Genomic DNA, 17,382 nt, shown 5'->3' with positions numbered 1-17,382 from the left:
AGTGCCCCGGGGCCAGCGTTCCGGCGTCTCTGCGCGGGTGTGGGTTGCCGCCCCGGTGGTTCCCACCCCCGGGCCCCCCCGGGGCCGCCCGGGGGGGCGCCCCCCCCGGTGCCCCGCCCCCCCCCGCGCCTGCGTCTCGTCCCCTTGCCCGTTCCCCTCGTTCCCTCCTGCCCTGCTCGGCGTCGGACGCCTGCCCGGTGTCGAGCCGCCCTGCTCGGTGTCGGACGCGCCGGGGTCCGCTACCCCCGGGCGGTCACCTGACGTCGCCCCTCGGCCGCCGGGCGGCAGCCGTCCGACCTGCCGACCGCTCGCGGCGGGCAGCCATCGGACCGGCCAGCGCGAGCGCGCCGCCGATGGCAGCGAGGGCGAGGCAGGTCATCAGTCCGCCGGTGATCACGTTGGTGAGGATCGTCCGCCGGATCGACTCGTTGCCGGCCGTCGCCCAGGGAGCGATGATCGTCCAGATCCCGATCGCCGTGGCGGCCCAGGCCCGTGCGTGGGTCCGCTCGTAGGCCGAGCCGAAGCCCGAAATCAGCACCGTGTAGGCGAGGCCGAGCACCAGGTTGTTGACGGTGAGCGCGGACAGGCCGGTGAACCCGACCACCCACGGCGAGACTGCCAGGAAGAGGCCGGCCAGCATCGCCAGCGCCTCGACGCCCTGCGCTCGCGGTGTCGCCGCGACACGCTCGTACTGCTCACGCATTTCCAGGATGTCCGGATGGTGCTCCATGCCCATCGGCAACTGGGTTGACACCGGGACCACCTCCTAGTTCTGAGGTCATGGCAACCGCCTGGCCACTACCCATTCTGGGGTAGAAATAGCAGTTTGTCCCGATTTATCAACCGATCGGATCAGCCCCGCCCGCACCCCTGAGCGCCCGCGCCCCCGTCCGCACCGGCCGGTCGGCCGAACACCTCGCGGACCCGGTCACGCAGCCGCCGCCGGGCGCCGCCAGCCGGGCCGCTCGACCAACTCGTGCACCTCGGCACAGAGTTCGAGCCCCGCGCGCCACCCTGACCAGCGACTGGCCCCGACTGACCCCGGCCGGCCCAGGCGGCCCGGCTCGCACGTGAGCGGCGTCTCACCCCGGGCGGCGGCATTGATCTATGCAACTCGTTGCATAGCGGGCTCGCTCTATTGCAGGATGGGGTCATGGCACTGGAGCACGCGATCCTCGTCTCGCTGCTGGAGCAGCCCGGCTCGGGCTACGAGCTGGCCAGGCGTTTCGACCGGTCGATCGGGCGCTTCTGGACCGCCACCCACCAGCAGATCTACCGGGTGCTGCGGCGGATGGAGACGGACGGCTGGATCGCCGCCCGGACGGTGACCCAGGACGGCCGGCCGGACAAGAAGGTGTACTCGGCCGCCGAGGCCGGGCGGTCCGCGCTGGGCGCCTGGCTGCGCGAGCCCGTCGAGCCGGAGACGGTCCGCCACGAACTCGCCGTGAAGATCCGGGCGGCCGCCTTCGAGGATCCGTCCGCACTGATCCCGGAGGTCGAGCGGCACCGGGAGGGTCATGCGGCCCTGCTGGCCCGCTACCTGACCGGCGAGCAGCGCGACTTCCCCGACCCGTCCGCGCTCGATGCCCAGCAGCAGCTCCAGCACGTGGTGCTGCGCGGCGGCATCGAGTACGAGCGGATGACCCTCGCCTGGCTGGACGACGTCCTCGCCACCCTGCACCGCCTGCACCGCCACGCCGACTGACCCCTCGACTCCCAGGGACTTAAACCATGCTGTTCAACCCGCGCACCTACGACCCCGCGCAGTTCGACGACACCACCCGCCGCCTGCTGCGCGCGACCGTGGACTGGTTCGAGTCGCGCGGCAAGAAGGCGCTGATCGACACCTACATCGACCGCGCCTGGTACGGGGACTTCCTCGAGTTCGCCGCGAAGGAGGGCCTGTTCGCGGAGTTCCTGACGCCGTCGTCGGCCGACGGCGACAAGCGCTGGGACACCGCCCGGATAGCCGAGCTGAACGAGATCCTCGGCTTCTACGGCCTGGGCTACTGGTACACCTGGCAGGTCACCATCCTGGGCCTGGGCCCGGTGTGGCAGAGCGAGAACGAGGCCGTCCGGGCGCGTGCGGCGCAGCTCCTGTCCGAGGGCCACGTGATGGCCTTCGGCCTGTCCGAGCGCACCCACGGCGCCGACATCTACTCGACCGACATGATCCTCACCCCCGACGGCGAGGGCGGCTTCACCGCGACCGGCTCCAAGTACTACATCGGCAACGGCAACGTGGCGGGCCTGGTCTCGGTCTTCGGCCGCCGCTCCGACGTCGAGGGGCCCGAGGGGTACGTCTTCTTCGCCGCCGACAGCCGGCACGAGGCGTACCACCTGGTCAAGAACGTGGTGAACGCGCAGATGTACGTCAGCGAGTTCCGCCTGGAGGACTACCCGGTGCGGGCCGAGGACGTGCTGCACACCGGCAAGGCCGCCTTCGACGCCGCGCTGAACACCGTGAACGTCGGCAAGTTCAACCTCTGCACGGCCTCGATCGGCATCTGCGAGCACGCGATGTACGAGGCCGTGACGCACGCCCACAACCGGGTGCTGTACGGCAGGAAGGTCACCGACTTCCCGCACGTGCGCCGGGAGCTGACCGATGCCTACGCCCGCCTGGTGGCGATGAAGCTGTTCAGCGACCGCGCGGTGGACTACTTCCGCTCGGCCTCGCCCGAGGACCGCCGGTACCTGCTGTTCAACCCGATGACCAAGATGAAGGTCACCACCGAGGGCGAGAAGGTCATCGACCTGATGTGGGACGTCATCGCGGCCAAGGGCTTCGAGGCGGACACCTACTTCGACAAGGCCGCCCGCGACATCCGGGGCCTGCCGAAGCTGGAGGGCACGGTCCACGTGAACCTGGCCCTGATCCTCAAGTTCATGGCCAACTACCTGTTCAACCCGGCCGACTACCCGGCCGTGCCGACCCGGCTGGACGCCGCCGACGACGCCTTCCTGTTCCAGCAGGGCCCGGCCCGGGGCCTGGGCGCGATCCGGTTCCACGACTGGCGCACCGCCTACGACGCGCACGCGCACGTCCCGAACGTGGCGCGGTTCCGCGAGCAGGCGGACGGCCTGTGCGCACTGCTGGCCGGCCACGCGCCGGATGCGGCCCAGCAGCAGGACCTGGACTTCCTGCTGGAGATCGGCCAGCTGTTCGCCCTGGTGGTCTACGGCCACCTGGTGCTGGAGCAGGCCGAGTTGACCGGGCTGGAGGCGGACCTGCTGGACGGGATCTTCGACTTCCTGGTCCGCGACTTCTCCGCCCACGCCACCGAGCTGCACGGCAAGAGCTCGACCACCGAGGCGCAGGCCGCCTGGGCGCTGGCGCACGTCCGCCGTCCGGTCGCGGACGCCGACCGTGCGGAGCGGGTCTGGCAGACGGTCGCCGCGCTCTCCGGCAGCTACGAGATGCAGCCGTAGCAGCCGCTCGGGCCCCGACAGCACTGCGGGGGCGGTCCGTCCGGGCCGCCCCCGCGGTCGCGCACCGGTCAGAAGGTGAGCTTCCAGCTGTCGATGTAGCCGGTGTCCTGCGGGCCCACGTCCTGGACCCGCAGCTTCCAGGTGCCGTTGGCCGCCACCGCCGAGGCGTTCACCGTGTAGGTGGTGTCGACGTCGGGGGCGGAGTCGTTGCCGGAGTTCTTCAGCCGGTAGGAGGTGCCGTTCGGGGCGACCAGGTCGATCACCAGGTCACCGCGCCAGCTGTGCTTGACGACCACACCGACCTTGAGGGCGGCGGGCGCGTTGCCGGTCCGCCCGGTGACGGTGATCGGGGACTCCACGGCCGCGCCCGCGTCCGGGATGGCGACGTCCGCGGTGTTCTCGAAGACCGTCCCGCCGGGCGGCGGGGCACTCTCGCCGGACAGCGTCCAGACCGCGTACGCGATGGCGTCGGTCATCCGGTCCAGCGCGGTGTCGTCGATGTTCGCCGAGGTGTCGCAGGAGGAGTGGTAGCAGCGGTCGAAGGCGACGCCCGCCGTTCCGCCCCACTTGCTCGCCTGGGCACTGGTCTTGATGTAGTCGGCGCCGCTGAACAGGCCGCCGACCGGGATGCCCGCGTTCTTGAACGGTGCGTGGTCCGAGCGGCCGTCGCCCTCGGTCTCCGGCTCGGTCGCGACGCCCAGGCCGGAGAAGTAGGTCCGGAACAGCGAGTCCAGCTTGGCGTCGTCGTCGTAGACGAAGTAGCCGGGGTTGGGCGAGCCGATCATGTCGAAGTTGAGGTAGCCGTCGATCTTCGAACGGTCCGTGGCCGACAGGCTGTTGAGGTACTTCTGGGATCCGACCATGCCGTACTCCTCGGCACCCCACCAGCCGAACCGCAGGTGCTTGGCGGGCTTGAGGCCCGCGCGCGAGACGGCGAGCGCGGTCTCCAGGATGCCGGCCGATCCGGAGCCGTCGTCGTTGATGCCGGGGCCCGCGCTCACCGAGTCGAGGTGCGCGCCGACCATCACGACGTGTGAGGCGTCACCGCCGGGCCAGTCCGCGATCAGGTTCCAGCCGGTGGACCCGCCGTAACTGAAGGACTGCAGCGTGGTGGTGAAGCCCGCGGCGTCTAACTTGCCCTTCACGTAGTCGATCGAGGCCTTGTAGCCGGACCTGCCGTGGGCCCGGTTGCCGCCGTTGGCGTTGGCGATCGACTGGAGCTGGGCGAGGTGCGCCTTGACGTTGGCGACCGGGATGTCCGGCGCGCCCGGGGATATCAGATGGTGCGTCACATCACGGGCGTCGGCGCTCGCGGCGACCGGGGCGACCAGGGCCGCGGTGACGGCCAGGGTCGCGCCGGCCGCGAAGGCCGATCGGCGCAGGGCATGCTGAAGCAAGGGGTGCTCCATTCTGGTGGGGCAGAACGGGGATGGAGACAGGGGGGAACAGCGCCCTACCCACCGCCGCCCTGGGGAGGGGCGCGGAAAGTTGACGCGACCATGATGATTAGGGTTGGGTAAAGCCCCCGTCAAGAGCCGTGGCCGGTTCAAAGCCACCGAAGGGCTCCGAACCGGCCACACCCGCTCCCCGGCGGGCCGTCAGTCCACGGGCGCAGCGACCTTGAGTCCCCGGCCGGGCAGCTGCGGGCGGGGCCGGTCGACGGCGAGGCCGCCCGGACCGGTCACGGCGATGGCCAGGAAGGCCCGGCAGAACAGGACGGCCGGCTCACCGCCGTTCTGGATGGGCCACAGCGCGTGCCCCTGGTGTACCGAGAAGTAGGCGTACGCCATCGAGCCCGAGCAGAGCAGGGCCGCCGTCCGCGTACCGAGCCCCAGCAGCACCAGCATCCCGCCGACCAGCTGGATGAGCGCCGCCCACCAGCCCGGCCACTGCCCGGCCGGCAGGGCCCTGCCGCCGTGCGCACCGCCCAGGACGCCGAACAGCGAGGCGGCGCCGTGGCAGGTGAACAGCAGGGCGACGACGGCACGGAACAGTGCCGGCAGGTGCGGCCCGGCACGGCCGGCCAGGGCGTGGGGCGCGAAGGACATCGGAGCCTCCTCGGGCGGCGGCCGACCGGGCGGTCGGCACGGGGGGCGGGCAGGCCCGGCGTCGGCCCCACACCGACACCGGCGCGCTTGGCGCAGCGCGCCCAGTTCTGATGCCCCATCAGCTGGTCGGACCAGGACCGCGGGCCACGGGATTTTCCGGAATCCGGGCCCCGGACGATTCCCCCGGTCCCGGTGACCACCGCGCGCCGCCGCGCCCGGCCGTACCGTGGAGGTGGCGGGCCCGGCGGACCCGATAGCGCACGCCGGTAGCGGAGGGCAAGACTCCGCGATTCTGCTGGGCAATATGCCCAGCGGTTACCCCGTCCACCTGCTCATCTTGCGCAGATTGAACAGCCGAACATCCCACTGTTGCCCAGCGACTCTGTCAGGAGCAAGCTCTGCGCACAGCCGCAGGCACCACTCCCCTGACCTGCGGAAGCCTCAACGTGGAGGAACACCGATGACCGCCAACGCCGTTGAACTCACCCCCGAGGAGCTGGACGCGGGCCTCGACGCCGCGCAGCTGCGCCGCCTGGTGGGTCTGGTCGAGCACGACCCGGCCGGCGACCCGTTCCCGGTCATCGCACAGGACGCGGTCGTCTTCGTGGTCGGCAACGCGACCCAGACGGCCCACTACTACCAGGCTGTTTTCGGCATGGACCTGGTCGCGTACTCGGGCCCGGAGACCGGCCGGCGGGACCGCAAGGCGTTCGTCCTGCGTTCGGGCTCCTGCCGCTTCGTGATCGAGGGCGGGGTCTCCCCGGACAGCCCGCTGCTGGACCACCACCGCCGCCACGGCGACGGCGTGGTGGACCTGTCGCTGGAGGTCCCGGACGTGGACAAGTGCATCGAGCACGCCCGCGCCCAGGGCGCGAAGATCCTGGAGGAGCCGAACGACGTCTCGGACGAGAACGGCACCGTCCGCCGCGCCGCCATCGCCACCTACGGGGAGACCCGGCACACCCTGATCGACCGCTCCCGCTACCACGGCCCCTACCTGCCGGGCTTCGTCGCCGCCGAGACCAGGGTGGCGCGCCGCGAGGGCGCCCCCAGGCGCCTGTTCCAGGCGCTCGACCACGCGGTGGGCAACGTCGAGCTCGGCAAGATGGACGACTGGGTCAACTTCTACAACCGGGTCATGGGCTTCGTGAACATGGCCGAGTTCGTCGGCGACGACATCGCTACCGACTACTCCGCCCTGATGAGCAAGGTCGTCGCCAGCGGCAACCACCGGGTGAAGTTCCCGCTGAACGAGCCGGCCATCGCCAAGAAGAAGTCGCAGATCGACGAGTACCTGGAGTTCTACGGCGGTCCCGGTTGCCAGCACCTGGCGCTCGCCACCAACGACATCCTGACCACGGTGGACGTGCTGCGCGCCAACGGCGTGGAGTTCCTCGCCACCCCCGACTCCTACTACGACGACCCGGAGCTGCGGGCCCGGATCGGCAAGGTCCGCGTCCCGGTCGAGGAGCTCAAGAAGCGCCACATCCTGGTCGACCGCGACGAGGACGGCTACCTGCTGCAGATCTTCACCAAGCCCCAGGGCGACCGGCCGACGGTGTTCTTCGAGTTCATCGAGCGGCATGGTTCGCTGGGCTTCGGGAAGGGCAACTTCAAGGCGCTCTTCGAGTCCCTGGAGCGCGAGCAGGACAAGCGCGGCAACCTCTGACCTGCAATATCCGAGGGAGATCTGGACCATGGCGCACTACCGGCAGCTGGGGAGCATCCCGCGCAAGCGGCACACCCAGCACCGTACGCCCGAAGGCGGGCTGTACTACGAGGAGTTGATGGGCGAGGAGGGGTTCTTCTCGGACTCCTCGCTGCTCTACCACAAGGGCATCCCCTCGGCGATGGTGGACGCCACGCCGTGGGAGCTGCCCGGCCTCGCCACCACCCCGAACCTGCCGCTCAAGCCCCGCCACCTGAAGCTGCACGAGCTGTTCCCGGGCGAGGAGTGGAAGAACACCGACGCCGTCACCGGCCGCCGCCTGGTTCTCGGCAACGGCGACGTGCGGATCGGGTACGTGGCCGCCGGTGCGCCGAGCGCGCTCTACCGCAACGGGCTCGGCGACGAGTGCGTGTACGTGGAGTCGGGGACGGCCACGCTGGAGACGGTCTTCGGCTCGCTGAAGGTCGGCGAGGGCGACTACGTGATCATCCCGCGGGCCACCACCCACCGCTGGGTGCCGACCGGCGGCGCCCCGCTGCGCGCGTACTGCATCGAGGCCAACAGCCACATCACCCCGGCCAGGCGCTACCTGTCGAAGTACGGCCAGCTGCTGGAGCACGCGCCGTACTGCGAGCGCGACCTGCGCGGACCGGTCGGTCCGCTGCTCACCGAGGGGACGGACGTGGAGGTCCTGGTCAAGCACCGGGGTCCGAACGGAGTGGCCGGCACCCGGTACGTGGTCCCGCACCACCCGTTCGACGTGGTCGGCTGGGACGGCTGCCTCTACCCGTACGCGTTCAACGTCCGCGACTACGAGCCGATCACCGGGCGGATCCACCAGCCGCCGCCGGCCCACCAGGTCTTCGAGGGCGAGAACTTCGTGATCTGCAACTTCGTGCCGCGCAAGGTGGACTACCACCCGCTGTCCATCCCGGTGCCGTACTACCACTCCAACGTGGACAGCGACGAGGTCATGTTCTACTGCGGCGGCGACTACGAGGCCCGCAAGGGCTCGGGGATAGGCCAGGGCTCGATCTCGCTGCACCCGGGCGGCCACACCCACGGCCCGCAGCCCGGCGCGTACGAGCGCAGCATCGGCGCGGAGTTCTTCGACGAGCTCGCGGTGATGGTGGACACCTTCCGCCCGCTGGAGCTCGGCGAGGGCGCGACGGCGAGCGAGGATCCCGAGTACGCCTGGACCTGGTCGGGTGGGCGGGGGCCGGCCCGGTGACCGGTATCCCTTCGCTGTTCCGGGGACTGTTCGACGACGCGGCCGTCTTCCCGCCGGGGGACCTGCCGCTGCCCGAGGCGGTGCCGGCCCACCGGGTGCACCGGGCCGCGTGGTACGCCGAGGCGGTCGGCCCGTTCCTCTGCGGGGCGGCCCGGCTGGACGAGCTGACCACGCTGGACCTCACCGGGGTCCAGGTCGTGCTGGTGCTGCCGGGCGGGGTCGGGCAGCTCGAACCGGCCCTGGCGGCGAGCCGGGCGTCCGGCGTCGACCTGGTCTCCGTCGAGATCGCCGCCACCACGCCCGTCCCGGAGGTGGTGGCCGCCCTCGACCGCCGGCTGCCGGACGGTGTCACGGCGGCGGTCGAGATCCTGCGTGACGGCAGCGACCCGGCACGGTCGCTGGACGCGCTGGTCAAAACGCCGTACCGGGCGAAGTTCCGCACCGGCGGGCTCACCCCCCAGACGTTCCCGAGCGAGGCGGAGCTGGCGGCCTTCGTGTCCGGCTGCGCCGAGCGCCAACTGGCCTACAAGTGCACGGCGGGGCTGCACAACGCCGTCCGGCACACCGACGCGGCGACCGGCTTCGAGTACCACGGTTTCCTGAACGTCCTGCTGGCCGCCGGGGCGCCGGAGCGCGCCGGGGAGCTGCTCGCGGAGCGCTCGGGAAAGCTGCTCGCCGAGGCCGCCAAGGAACTGACGGACAGTCAGATCGACGGCATCCGCAGTTCGTTCACCGCCTTCGGCACCTGCAGCATCGTCGACCCGCTCGCCGACCTGGCCGCACTCGGCCTGCTGGAACACCCCTTGGAGAACCGTTGACCACCACCTGGCTCGCCGTGCCGCAGGATTCGCCGTTCGGCCTGCACAACCTGCCGTACGGCGTCTTCACCGCGCCCGACCAGCCCGGCCGGCGGCGGATCGGTGTCGCCATCGGTGAGTTCGTGCTGGACGCGGGCGCCGCCGCGCGCGCGGTCGGCGAGCCCTCGGTGCTGCTGGACGCCGACTCGCTCAACCCGCTGCTGGCGGCGGGCCGTCCGGCCTGGACCGAGGTCCGGGCCGCGCTCACCGCCTGGCTCGGCGACGAGTCCTACCGCGCCGCCGTCGGCCCCTGCCTGCTGGCACGCGGCGAGGTCGAGCTGCACCTGCCGTTCGAGGTCGCCGACTACGTCGACTTCTACGCCTCCGAGCACCACGCGACCAACCTGGGCCGGATCTTCCGTCCCGGCTCCGAACCGCTCACGCCGAACTGGAAGCACCTGCCGATCGGTTACCACGGCCGGGCGGGCACCGTGGTGGTCTCCGGTACGCCGGTGGTCCGTCCGCACGGCCAGCGCAAGGCGCCCGCCGACCCGCTGCCGTCCTTCGGGCCGACCCGGCGGCTCGACATCGAGGCCGAGGTCGGCTTCGTGGTCGGCGCCGGCACCGAGCTGGGCAGCCCGGTGCCGCTGGAGGCTTTCCGCGAGCACGTCTTCGGCGTGCTGCTGCTCAACGACTGGTCCGCGCGGGACATCCAGGCCTGGGAGTACGTCCCGCTCGGCCCGTTCCTCGGCAAGTCCTTCGCCACCTCGGTCTCGCCCTGGGTCGTGCCGCTGGACGCCCTGGAGCACGCCCGGGTGGCGCCGCCGGCCCGCGACGTCGAGCCGCTGCCCTACCTGGACGACCGGGAGGCCGAGCCCTGGGGCCTCGACCTCGCCATGGAGGTCAGGCTCAACGGGCACCCGATCTCGCGGCCGCCGTTCGCCGCGATGTACTGGACGGCGGCGCAGCAGCTCGCGCACCTGACCGTCAACGGTGCCTCGCTGCGCCCCGGCGACCTGTTCGCCTCGGGTACCGTCAGCGGCCCCGAGGTCGACAGCCGGGGCGCCCTGATTGAGCTCACCTGGAACGGGGAGAACCCGGTCGAGCTGCCGGACGGGACCACCCGCACCTTCCTGGAGAACGGCGACGAGGTCACCATCACCGCCACCGCGCCCGGCCCCGACGGCACCAGGATCGGCTTCGGCGAGGTCACCGGCCGGATCGTCCCGTAGGCCGCCGCCGCAGAGCTCCGAGCAGCCCCCTCGGACCGCCCCCGGGTGGTCCAAGGGGGCTGCGCCACGCGGTGGACAGCCGGCCGGCCGGGGGCGGGTCGAACGCAGCTGCCGCAGGGGGCGGATGATACTTCGGCGATGAGTGATCGTCAGATTGCCGTTTCCCGGCGGCTGTTGCTCTCGCTCGGCGGCGCGGCCCTGCTCACCGCCTGCGGTTCGGCCGCCCGCGAGAACGCCATGCCGCCCGTCGCACCGGGCACGAGTGCCCCGGCGCAGCCGACACCCGCCGCCGCCGCGGCGTCCACGGCGGCCGCGCCCTCCTTCCCCTCCCCCGCGCCGCTCGCCGCGGTCCCGAAGGAGCCGGAGTACTACGTGCACGCGGGGCCCGGGCAGCTGGCCCTGACGTTCGACGACGGCCCCAGCCCCACCTACACCCCGCAGGTACTGGGCATCCTGCGGCAGTACGGCGCCACCGCCACGTTCTTCATGATCGGCGCCAATGTCGAGAAGCACCCGGACATCCTGCGCCAGGTCGTCGCGGCGGGACACCAGGTGGCCAACCACACCTGGTCCCATCCCGACCTCGGCACGCTCTCCGAGGCCGAGGTCCGCGGCGAGATCGAACGCACCAACGAGATCATCACCCGGGTCGGCCGGGTGCGGCCCCCCATCCTGTTCCGTGCGCCCGGCGGCCACTTCACCCGTACCTCGATGTCCGTCTGCGCGTCCCTCGGGCTGCACCCGGTGGCCTGGTCGGTCGACCCGGTGGACTGGTCGAGACCGGGCACCCAGGCCATCGTCGACCAGGTGCTGGACGCGGCCAAGCCCGGATCGATCGTCCTCAACCACGACGGCGCCCTGCTCGACCCCGGGGAGAGCGAGATCGGCGGCTTCGCCGACCGCTCCGAGACGGTGGCCGCCCTCAAGACCTACCTGCCGCGCCTGATCGACGCCGGGTACACGTTCACCCTCCCCGACCCGGCCCGCTGAGCGGCGCAGCCGCACCGGCCGACGCCCCCGCCCCCGCCCCCGCCCCGGCCCGTTCCGACCCCGCCCCGCCCCCGTTCCGCGTCGAGCAATCCGCAGGACGGGGGCGCTGCCGTGCCGGCCTCGTCAGATTCAAGCCCCGACCAAGGGAGTTGATGGAGTTCCCGGCCGACCGGGAGGTTATCGGGTGACCTGATGAAGTCCCCCGGCCCACATTCCCGCTCCCCGCGCCAGCACGTACGGTCTTCCACGTAGTCACGCACAACTCAACACCGGTGCCGCCCAGCGGAATTACCCCCACAATTCCGACCGGGTCCGTGAACCGCGCATGGATGAGGGGCAATTGACGATGAGGCCGTCCCTGGAACTACTGGATCACGAGAAAACCACCGGACTCTGCGGGCGACTTCTGGAACTCCTCGATTCCGAGGGCGCCCGCTACCGGCTGATCCCCCACCCGCCCGAGGGCAGAACCGAGATCGCGAGCAGGCTCCGCGGGCACCCGCTGGAGCAGGCGGCCAAGTGCATGGTGATCCGGGTCAAACTCTCCAAGCGGACCTCCCGCTACGTCCTCGCGGTCGTCCCCGGGGACCGGCTGGTGGACCTGGAGGGGATCAGGCGACTGTACGACGGCAAGGAAGCCTCCTTCGCCCACCGTGGGACCGCGGAACAGCTCGCCGGAGCCGTCTGCGGATCGATCACACCGTTCACGTTCCACGAGGACCTGGAACTGGTGGTCGACCCCGACCTGCTCAGCCACGACGAGATCTTCTTCAACGCCGCCCGGCTCGATCTCTCCATTGCCCTGAACACCGAGGACTATCTGGCACTCACCCGGCCGCGTCAGGCGGCCGTCGCGATGAACGTGCCACCGGACCCCATGATTCGGAGTCGAACCATGACCACGATAGACAATTTCAGCGCCCTTTCCCAGACCGCCATCCGCCCCCCGGTCAGCTGGGGGAACGAGCCGGGCGCCTTCCTGAAGTCGCTGCGCTCGCCCTGGTACACCCTGGTCGCCGACCTGCAGGACCTGATGCTCTCGACCACGGTCGAGTACGCCCGCTCGCGCGGCCTGAAGGCCCTGTACCTGCCCCTGACGGTCCGTACCATCACCTGCCCGAGCGGCCTGGGCAGCGACTCCGAGCCGGTGCCGGTCACCGTCAGCGGGGTGGACACCTACCTGCCCGACTCCAACCAGTTCATGCTGGAGTACGGCACCCGGCTGGCGCCCGGCGGCTGCTACAACATCATGCCCTCGTGGCGCGGTGAGGAGCCGGACGAGACCCACCTCGGCCAGTACAGCCACAGCGAGGCCGAGATCCCCGGCGGCATCGACGACCTGATCGACTACGTCGAGGGCTACGTGAAGGCCCTCGCCAAGGCCTGCCTGGAGACCTACGGCGACCGGATCGCGCTGGCCGCCGGCGACACCTCGCACCTCAGCCGGATGGCCGAGCACCGCAACCCGTTCGCCCGGATCACCTTCGAGGAGGCCGTGAGCCTGCTCGACGGCGAGGAGGGCACCGTCCGGGACGAGGGTGACTGGCGCACCCTCACCCGCAAGGGCGAGCACCGGCTGATGGAGATCGTCAACGAGTTCATGTGGGTCACCCACTTCGACCACCTGTCGGTGCCGTTCTACCAGGCCTTCGGCGACCCGGAGGGCCGCACCGCGGCCAACGCCGACCTGTACTTCGGCATGGGCGAGGTCGTCGGCTCCGGCGAGCGCCACAGCAACGCCGAGCAGATGCGCCGGGCCCTGGTCATGCACAAGGTCCCCGAGCGGGACTACGCCTGGTACGCCGAGATGAAGCAGGAGCTCCCGATGCGCACCTCCGGGTTCGGGATGGGTCTGGAGCGCTTCCTGATGTGGGTCCTCAACCACCACGACATCCGCGACATCCCGCTGGTGTCCCGGGTGAACGAGGACGAGAAGTGGCCGGAGAGCGTCCACCGCCCGTAACCGCTCACCGTGGTTCGGGGGTCCGCCGCCCCGCACGGGCGGCGGACCCCGGCCGCACTCCCCCGCCGAGCCCCGCCCGTCAAGGAGGGCACACCCATGGGCGTCTACCTCAACCGCAACTTCCTGTTGAGCTACGCGGCTTCGTTCATCTCGCTGTTCGGCTCGAAGCTGCTGATGATCTCGTACGTGGCCTTCGTGTTCGGCGAGACCGGCAGCGCCACGCTCGCCTCCGCCGTCTTCGCCGCCGACTGGATCGCCAATCTGTTCGTCGGCCTGCTCGCCTCGCACCGCATCGACCGCTCCGACGCCAGGAAGCTGCTGCTGTGGCTGAACCTGACGGCGGCAGCGGTCACCGCGCTGTTCCTGGCCTGCCTGTCACCGGACCGGTTCCCCGTCGCAGTCGGCGTCATCTTCACCCGGGCACTGCTCAACAGCGCCGTCAACACCGCCCGGGTCAAGGCGCTGGTGCAGTTCTTCGACCGGGAGCAGACCGACCTGTACTCGGCGGTCTTCAACTCCAGCCTGTTCATCGCCATCGCGGTGGCCGGTGCGGTCGGCACCTTCATCCTGCACTTCGTCGGGATGGCGACGGTGGTGGTGATCGACCTGTCCACCTTCCTGATCGCCGCGGCGCTGTTCGCCCTGGTCAGGCCCAACACGGCCAGGATCGCGGAGGCCAGGAGCCCTGAGGGCGGGCGTCAGGGCGTCGCCGAGGGCATCAGGACCGCCGCCCGGATCATCCTCCGCAGCCCGGTGGTCTCCTCCGCCGTCTTCTACATCGTGCTGTCGGTGAGCGCCTTCCAGGCCACCTACGAGGTGCTGATCACCGCCGTGCCGCAACTCTGGTTCTCGATGGGAGAGTCGGGAACCGCGCTGTTCTTCACCGCGGAGTCGCTGGCGGTCATCGCGGGCCTCTTCCTGTACCAGTACCTGAGCCGGCGCGGCCTGGTGCCGGAGACCCGGCAGCGCGCGCTCAACCTCGCCGTGGCCGCCGCCGCCACCCTGCTGTACGCCGCGCTGCCGCTGGCCCGCGGCAGCCTCGCGCTGACGCTGGCCGTGTTCGTCGGAATGGTCCTGGGCTGCGAGGTCATCTGGGCCCACCAGTACAAGCGGCTGATCGCCCACACCCCCGACGCCAAGGTCTCCTCGGTGGTCGGGCTGCTCTCCGCCGCGGGCTACAGCCTGATGGCCGTCTTCGGCTTCGCCTTCTCCTGGGCGATGGACCGGCTCGGCAGCGGCTGGGCGATCGGCCTCGACCTGCTGCTCATCGCGCTGACCGTGACCGGCTGGGAGCTGTCCCAGCGCACCAGTCGACAAGGGAGTCCCCGTGAAGAAAGCGTTCGTCCTGCTGGAACTGGTCAACCACGTCTCGCTGGTGGCCGCCGCGGCCAAGGCCCGCGGCCTGGAGGTCGTCGTGGTCAACCAGAGCCCGCTGCCGCACAGCGGGCCGTTCAGGGTTCCTGACGGCCTCGTCGACGAGCTGTTCCCGGTCGACTCCTGGTCGGACGAGGAGCAGATCCGGGCGGTCCTGGACGAGATCTGCGCCCGCTACGAGATCGCGGGCAGCTACGCCGCCTTCGAGGGCGCGCTGCCCTTCGACGCCGAACTGCGCGAGCGGGTCGGCCTGCCCACCAGCGGGGCGGCGGTGATCCGCGCCGCGCTGGACAAGGGCGCGGTGCGCAGCCGGCTGCACGGTGCCGGGCTCTCCCGGCTGGGCTCCACCGACCTGGTCACCGCGCTGGGCTGGGAGAGCTGGGGCTTCCCCGGCGCGGCGATCCTCAAGCCCGTGCACGGCACCGGCAGCGCACTGTGCTTCACCGTCTCCTCGCTGCCCGAACTGCGCGCCGCCGCCGAGGAGATCGAGCGCTCCACGCTGGCCGGCGGGATGACCCGCGACTACGTGCTGGGGCGGGCGGCCTTCGTGCTGGAGCAGAAGGCCGAGGGCGAGCTGCTGTCGGTCGAGTCGCTGGTCTTCGGCGGCGAGGTGCGGGTGGTCGGGCTGATGGGCCGGTACGTCCTGGCCGCCGACCCCGTGGTCGAGCAGGGCACCATCTTCCCGTACCAGCACCCCAGGCACGCCGAGATCGCCGAGGCGGCGGTGGCGTTCCACCGCTTCCTGGGGATCACCCACGGGCCGACCCACCTGGAGGTGATGGTGCCCGAGGAGGGGCCGATCGAGCTGATCGACTTCAACCTCAGGGCGGCGGGTGTGGCCGCCACGGTGACCTTCGGGCTCGCCCACGACATCCGGTACCAGGAGCTGCTGACCGACCTCGGCTGCGGTCTGGCCCCGGACACCTCCGCGCTCGGCCGCAACGTCCGCTGGACCGCCGAGTGCCTGGTGCTGCCCAGGCCCGGCACCACCGAGCTGCGCGACATCTCCTTCCCCGACACCGCCCAGTTCGTCCGGGTCACCAAGGAGTTGGGCGCGCCGCTGAGCGGCAGGTCGGACCAGCTGGACGCGGTGGCGATGTTCGTGGTGACGGCCGGGACACCCGAGCAGTTGCACCGGGTCGCGCTCGACGCCCGCCGCCGCACCGTCGTCAACGGCGAGCCGCTCGGCGACAACCCCAACAACGACCTGACCGCTCCTCGTCACCTGAGGACCCCGCAAGGAGTACCCGCATGACCCCCCGTGAGCGGCGCGCGCCGCACACCGCAGTGATCGTCGGCACGCGTGGCCTGGAGGCCTTCGACCCCGGTCTGTTCGAGGACCCGGAGTCGGTCCGGCTGGTCCTCGTCTGCACCGCGCTGGACGAACCGCACCTGACGGACCACCAGCGCGGCTGGTTCGAGGGCGTCCACGTGGTGCCCGCCTCCCAGGCCGAGCCCGAGCCGCTGCTGGCCGCCCAGGTCGACGCCGACGCGGCGACCGCGGTCGTCGCCGGACTGCTGCGCGACACCCCGGCGGCGGAGCTGACCGTGCACTGCTACCTGGAGCAGAACCTGCTCGGCGCCGCGCTGGTCCGCGAACGTCTCGGCCTCGCCGGACCGCGTCCGGCGGACATCGTGCCGTTCCTGGACAAGCTGGAGATGAAGCAGCGGGTCGCGGCGGCGGGCGTCCGGGTGCCGGTGTACGGGCCGTGGGAGGCCGAGCGCCACCGGGCGGGCGCCGAGCAGTACTTCGCCGACCTCACCGCGCGGGTCGGGCTGCCGTTCGTCCTCAAGCCGACCGACTCGGCGGGCTCCAACGGCGTCCTGTTCGTCCACTCCTACCAGGACTTCGCGGCGCTGCCCGCCGACGGCGAGCTGGGGCGGCCCTACGAGTACGAGGAGTACATCGCCGGCACCATCTACAGCGTCAACATCGTCTCCGCCGGGGGCCGGACGGTCTTCGGCGGCGTCACCGAGTACCTGGTCAACTCGGCCGAGGTGGCGGGCGGCCGGGTCAACGCCGACATCAACCTGCTCGACGAGGACCCCCGGGTGGCCCGGATGGTCGCCTTCGCCGACCGGGCGCTGGACGCCCTCGGCCGCCCCGACGGCGCCTCCCACCTGGAGCTGTTCCGCACCGAGGCGGACGAGCTGGTCTTCCTGGAGGTCGGTGCCCGCTTCAAGGGCATGTCCGGCCTCGCCGCGATGCAGCGCCACTACGGCAAGGCCCTCGTCAACCTGGCCTTCGAGATCGAGAGCGGGGTGCCCAGCCGTCCGTACGAGGGCGAGCAGGCGTACTGCTTCGACGCCTGCCTCCCGCTGCAGGCCGGGGTGGTGAGCGGCCTGGTCGAACCCGAGCTGGAGAGCTCGTACGAGATGCGCTGGACGGTGGCGCCCGGCCAGCGGGTCGAGCAGACCGCGGACCTGCTGACGGTCGGCGGCACCTTCCTGGTCTGGAACCACGACTTCGACGCCCTGGCCAGGGACTTCGAACGGCTCACCGCCTACCGGCCGTTCACCTACGCCTAGCCCGCCGCCCGGGGGCGCCGACGCCCGTCGCGCCCCCGGATAGTGCGGGCCGCCCGTGGTGAGTACGGTGTCCGTGGATCTTGCACAGCCCAGTGATCCTGCCCGGACACCGAGGAG

14 protein-coding genes are annotated in these 17,382 nt (G+C 71.2%); 11 read left to right on the top strand and 3 right to left on the bottom strand.

What is annotated here, in order from left to right:
• Window positions 1–253: 253 nt before the first annotated feature.
• Window positions 254–754 carry an SPW repeat protein gene (locus ACFC1R_RS27920; RefSeq protein WP_375943164.1) on the bottom strand — a complete coding sequence of 167 codons (501 nt, stop codon included), beginning with the start codon at window positions 752–754 and terminating at the stop codon, window positions 254–256.
• A gap of 399 nt (window positions 755–1,153) precedes the next feature.
• Between ACFC1R_RS27920 and ACFC1R_RS27915 the strand changes: the two genes are divergently transcribed.
• Together ACFC1R_RS27915 and ACFC1R_RS27910 are read left to right on the top strand one after the other, a co-directional pair.
• Window positions 1,154–1,705, top strand: coding sequence for a PadR family transcriptional regulator (locus tag ACFC1R_RS27915; protein WP_375943162.1), 552 nt, complete (start codon window positions 1,154–1,156; stop codon window positions 1,703–1,705).
• A 26-nt stretch (window positions 1,706–1,731) separates the two neighbouring features.
• On the top strand, window positions 1,732–3,432 hold the full coding sequence (locus ACFC1R_RS27910) for an acyl-CoA dehydrogenase (protein WP_375943160.1): 1,701 nt from the start codon (window positions 1,732–1,734) through the stop codon (window positions 3,430–3,432).
• Window positions 3,433–3,500: 68 nt separating this feature from the next.
• Here the strand turns inward: ACFC1R_RS27910 and ACFC1R_RS27905 are convergent, their stop codons facing one another.
• Window positions 3,501–4,841 (bottom strand): M28 family metallopeptidase, encoded by a 1,341-nt coding sequence (locus tag ACFC1R_RS27905; RefSeq protein ID WP_375943158.1) that lies wholly within the window; start codon window positions 4,839–4,841, stop codon window positions 3,501–3,503.
• Between the two features lie 189 nt (window positions 4,842–5,030).
• A complete protein-coding gene (locus ACFC1R_RS27900) occupies window positions 5,031–5,480 on the bottom strand; it encodes a DoxX family protein (protein ID WP_375943156.1) in 450 nt (149 codons plus the stop codon).
• Window positions 5,481–5,940: 460 nt separating this feature from the next.
• Here ACFC1R_RS27900 and hppD point away from each other — a divergent pair, with 460 nt between their 5' ends.
• From hppD to ACFC1R_RS27855, 9 genes are all read left to right on the top strand, one after another.
• Window positions 5,941–7,149: a 4-hydroxyphenylpyruvate dioxygenase gene (gene hppD, locus ACFC1R_RS27895; protein ID WP_375943154.1), complete on the top strand. Its 1,209-nt coding sequence runs from the start codon at window positions 5,941–5,943 to the stop codon at window positions 7,147–7,149.
• A 28-nt stretch (window positions 7,150–7,177) separates the two neighbouring features.
• The gene (locus tag ACFC1R_RS27890) at window positions 7,178–8,380 is read left to right on the top strand and encodes a homogentisate 1,2-dioxygenase (RefSeq protein WP_375943152.1); all 1,203 of its coding nucleotides are present in this window, start codon (window positions 7,178–7,180) and stop codon (window positions 8,378–8,380) included.
• Entirely contained in the window at window positions 8,377–9,198 is an 822-nt protein-coding gene (locus ACFC1R_RS27885) for a hypothetical protein (RefSeq protein WP_375943150.1), read from the top strand. The genes ACFC1R_RS27890 and ACFC1R_RS27885 overlap by 4 nt, the downstream gene beginning before the upstream one ends.
• Window positions 9,195–10,409, top strand: coding sequence for a fumarylacetoacetase (fahA, locus tag ACFC1R_RS27880; protein WP_375943148.1), 1,215 nt, complete (start codon window positions 9,195–9,197; stop codon window positions 10,407–10,409). Before ACFC1R_RS27885 ends, fahA begins: the two co-directional genes overlap by 4 nt.
• A 138-nt stretch (window positions 10,410–10,547) precedes the next feature.
• A complete protein-coding gene (locus ACFC1R_RS27875; RefSeq protein ID WP_375943146.1) occupies window positions 10,548–11,399 on the top strand; it encodes a polysaccharide deacetylase family protein in 852 nt (283 codons plus the stop codon).
• 346 nt (window positions 11,400–11,745) lie between these two features.
• Window positions 11,746–13,362, top strand: a complete 1,617-nt coding sequence (locus ACFC1R_RS27870; protein WP_375943144.1) for an amino acid--tRNA ligase-related protein — start codon at window positions 11,746–11,748, stop codon at window positions 13,360–13,362.
• 96 nt (window positions 13,363–13,458) lie between these two features.
• Window positions 13,459–14,826, top strand: a complete 1,368-nt coding sequence (locus tag ACFC1R_RS27865; protein WP_375943142.1) for an MFS transporter — start codon at window positions 13,459–13,461, stop codon at window positions 14,824–14,826.
• Window positions 14,738–15,991 carry an acetyl-CoA carboxylase biotin carboxylase subunit family protein gene (locus ACFC1R_RS27860; RefSeq protein WP_375943172.1) on the top strand — a complete coding sequence of 418 codons (1,254 nt, stop codon included), beginning with the start codon at window positions 14,738–14,740 and terminating at the stop codon, window positions 15,989–15,991. The genes ACFC1R_RS27865 and ACFC1R_RS27860 overlap by 89 nt, the downstream gene beginning before the upstream one ends.
• Entirely contained in the window at window positions 15,988–17,265 is a 1,278-nt protein-coding gene (locus ACFC1R_RS27855; protein ID WP_375943140.1) for an acetyl-CoA carboxylase biotin carboxylase subunit family protein, read from the top strand. The genes ACFC1R_RS27860 and ACFC1R_RS27855 overlap by 4 nt, the downstream gene beginning before the upstream one ends.
• The last annotated feature ends 117 nt before the right edge of the window (window positions 17,266–17,382 follow it).

The sequence above is a fragment of the Kitasatospora sp. NPDC056138 genome, from assembly GCF_042264695.1.
In the GTDB taxonomy this organism is placed as follows: domain Bacteria; phylum Actinomycetota; class Actinomycetes; order Streptomycetales; family Streptomycetaceae; genus Kitasatospora.
Note: the sequence above shows the minus strand (reverse complement) of the source record. Positions and strands in the feature narration are given on the sequence as shown.

Excerpts from the sequence above, each read along its gene's own strand:
- ACFC1R_RS27915 (WP_375943162.1), top strand. The coding sequence starts at position 1,154 with ATGGCACTGGAGCACGCGATCCTCGTCTCGCTGCTGGAGCAGCCCGGC.
- ACFC1R_RS27910 (WP_375943160.1), top strand. The coding sequence starts at position 1,732 with ATGCTGTTCAACCCGCGCACCTACGACCCCGCGCAGTTCGACGACACC.
- ACFC1R_RS27905 (WP_375943158.1), bottom strand. The coding sequence starts at position 4,841 with ATGGAGCACCCCTTGCTTCAGCATGCCCTGCGCCGATCGGCCTTCGCG.
- ACFC1R_RS27900 (WP_375943156.1), bottom strand. The coding sequence starts at position 5,480 with ATGTCCTTCGCGCCCCACGCCCTGGCCGGCCGTGCCGGGCCGCACCTG.
- hppD (WP_375943154.1), top strand. The coding sequence starts at position 5,941 with ATGACCGCCAACGCCGTTGAACTCACCCCCGAGGAGCTGGACGCGGGC.
- ACFC1R_RS27890 (WP_375943152.1), top strand. The coding sequence starts at position 7,178 with ATGGCGCACTACCGGCAGCTGGGGAGCATCCCGCGCAAGCGGCACACC.
- ACFC1R_RS27875 (WP_375943146.1), top strand. The coding sequence starts at position 10,548 with ATGAGTGATCGTCAGATTGCCGTTTCCCGGCGGCTGTTGCTCTCGCTC.
- ACFC1R_RS27870 (WP_375943144.1), top strand. The coding sequence starts at position 11,746 with ATGAGGCCGTCCCTGGAACTACTGGATCACGAGAAAACCACCGGACTC.
- ACFC1R_RS27865 (WP_375943142.1), top strand. The coding sequence starts at position 13,459 with ATGGGCGTCTACCTCAACCGCAACTTCCTGTTGAGCTACGCGGCTTCG.
- ACFC1R_RS27855 (WP_375943140.1), top strand. The coding sequence starts at position 15,988 with ATGACCCCCCGTGAGCGGCGCGCGCCGCACACCGCAGTGATCGTCGGC.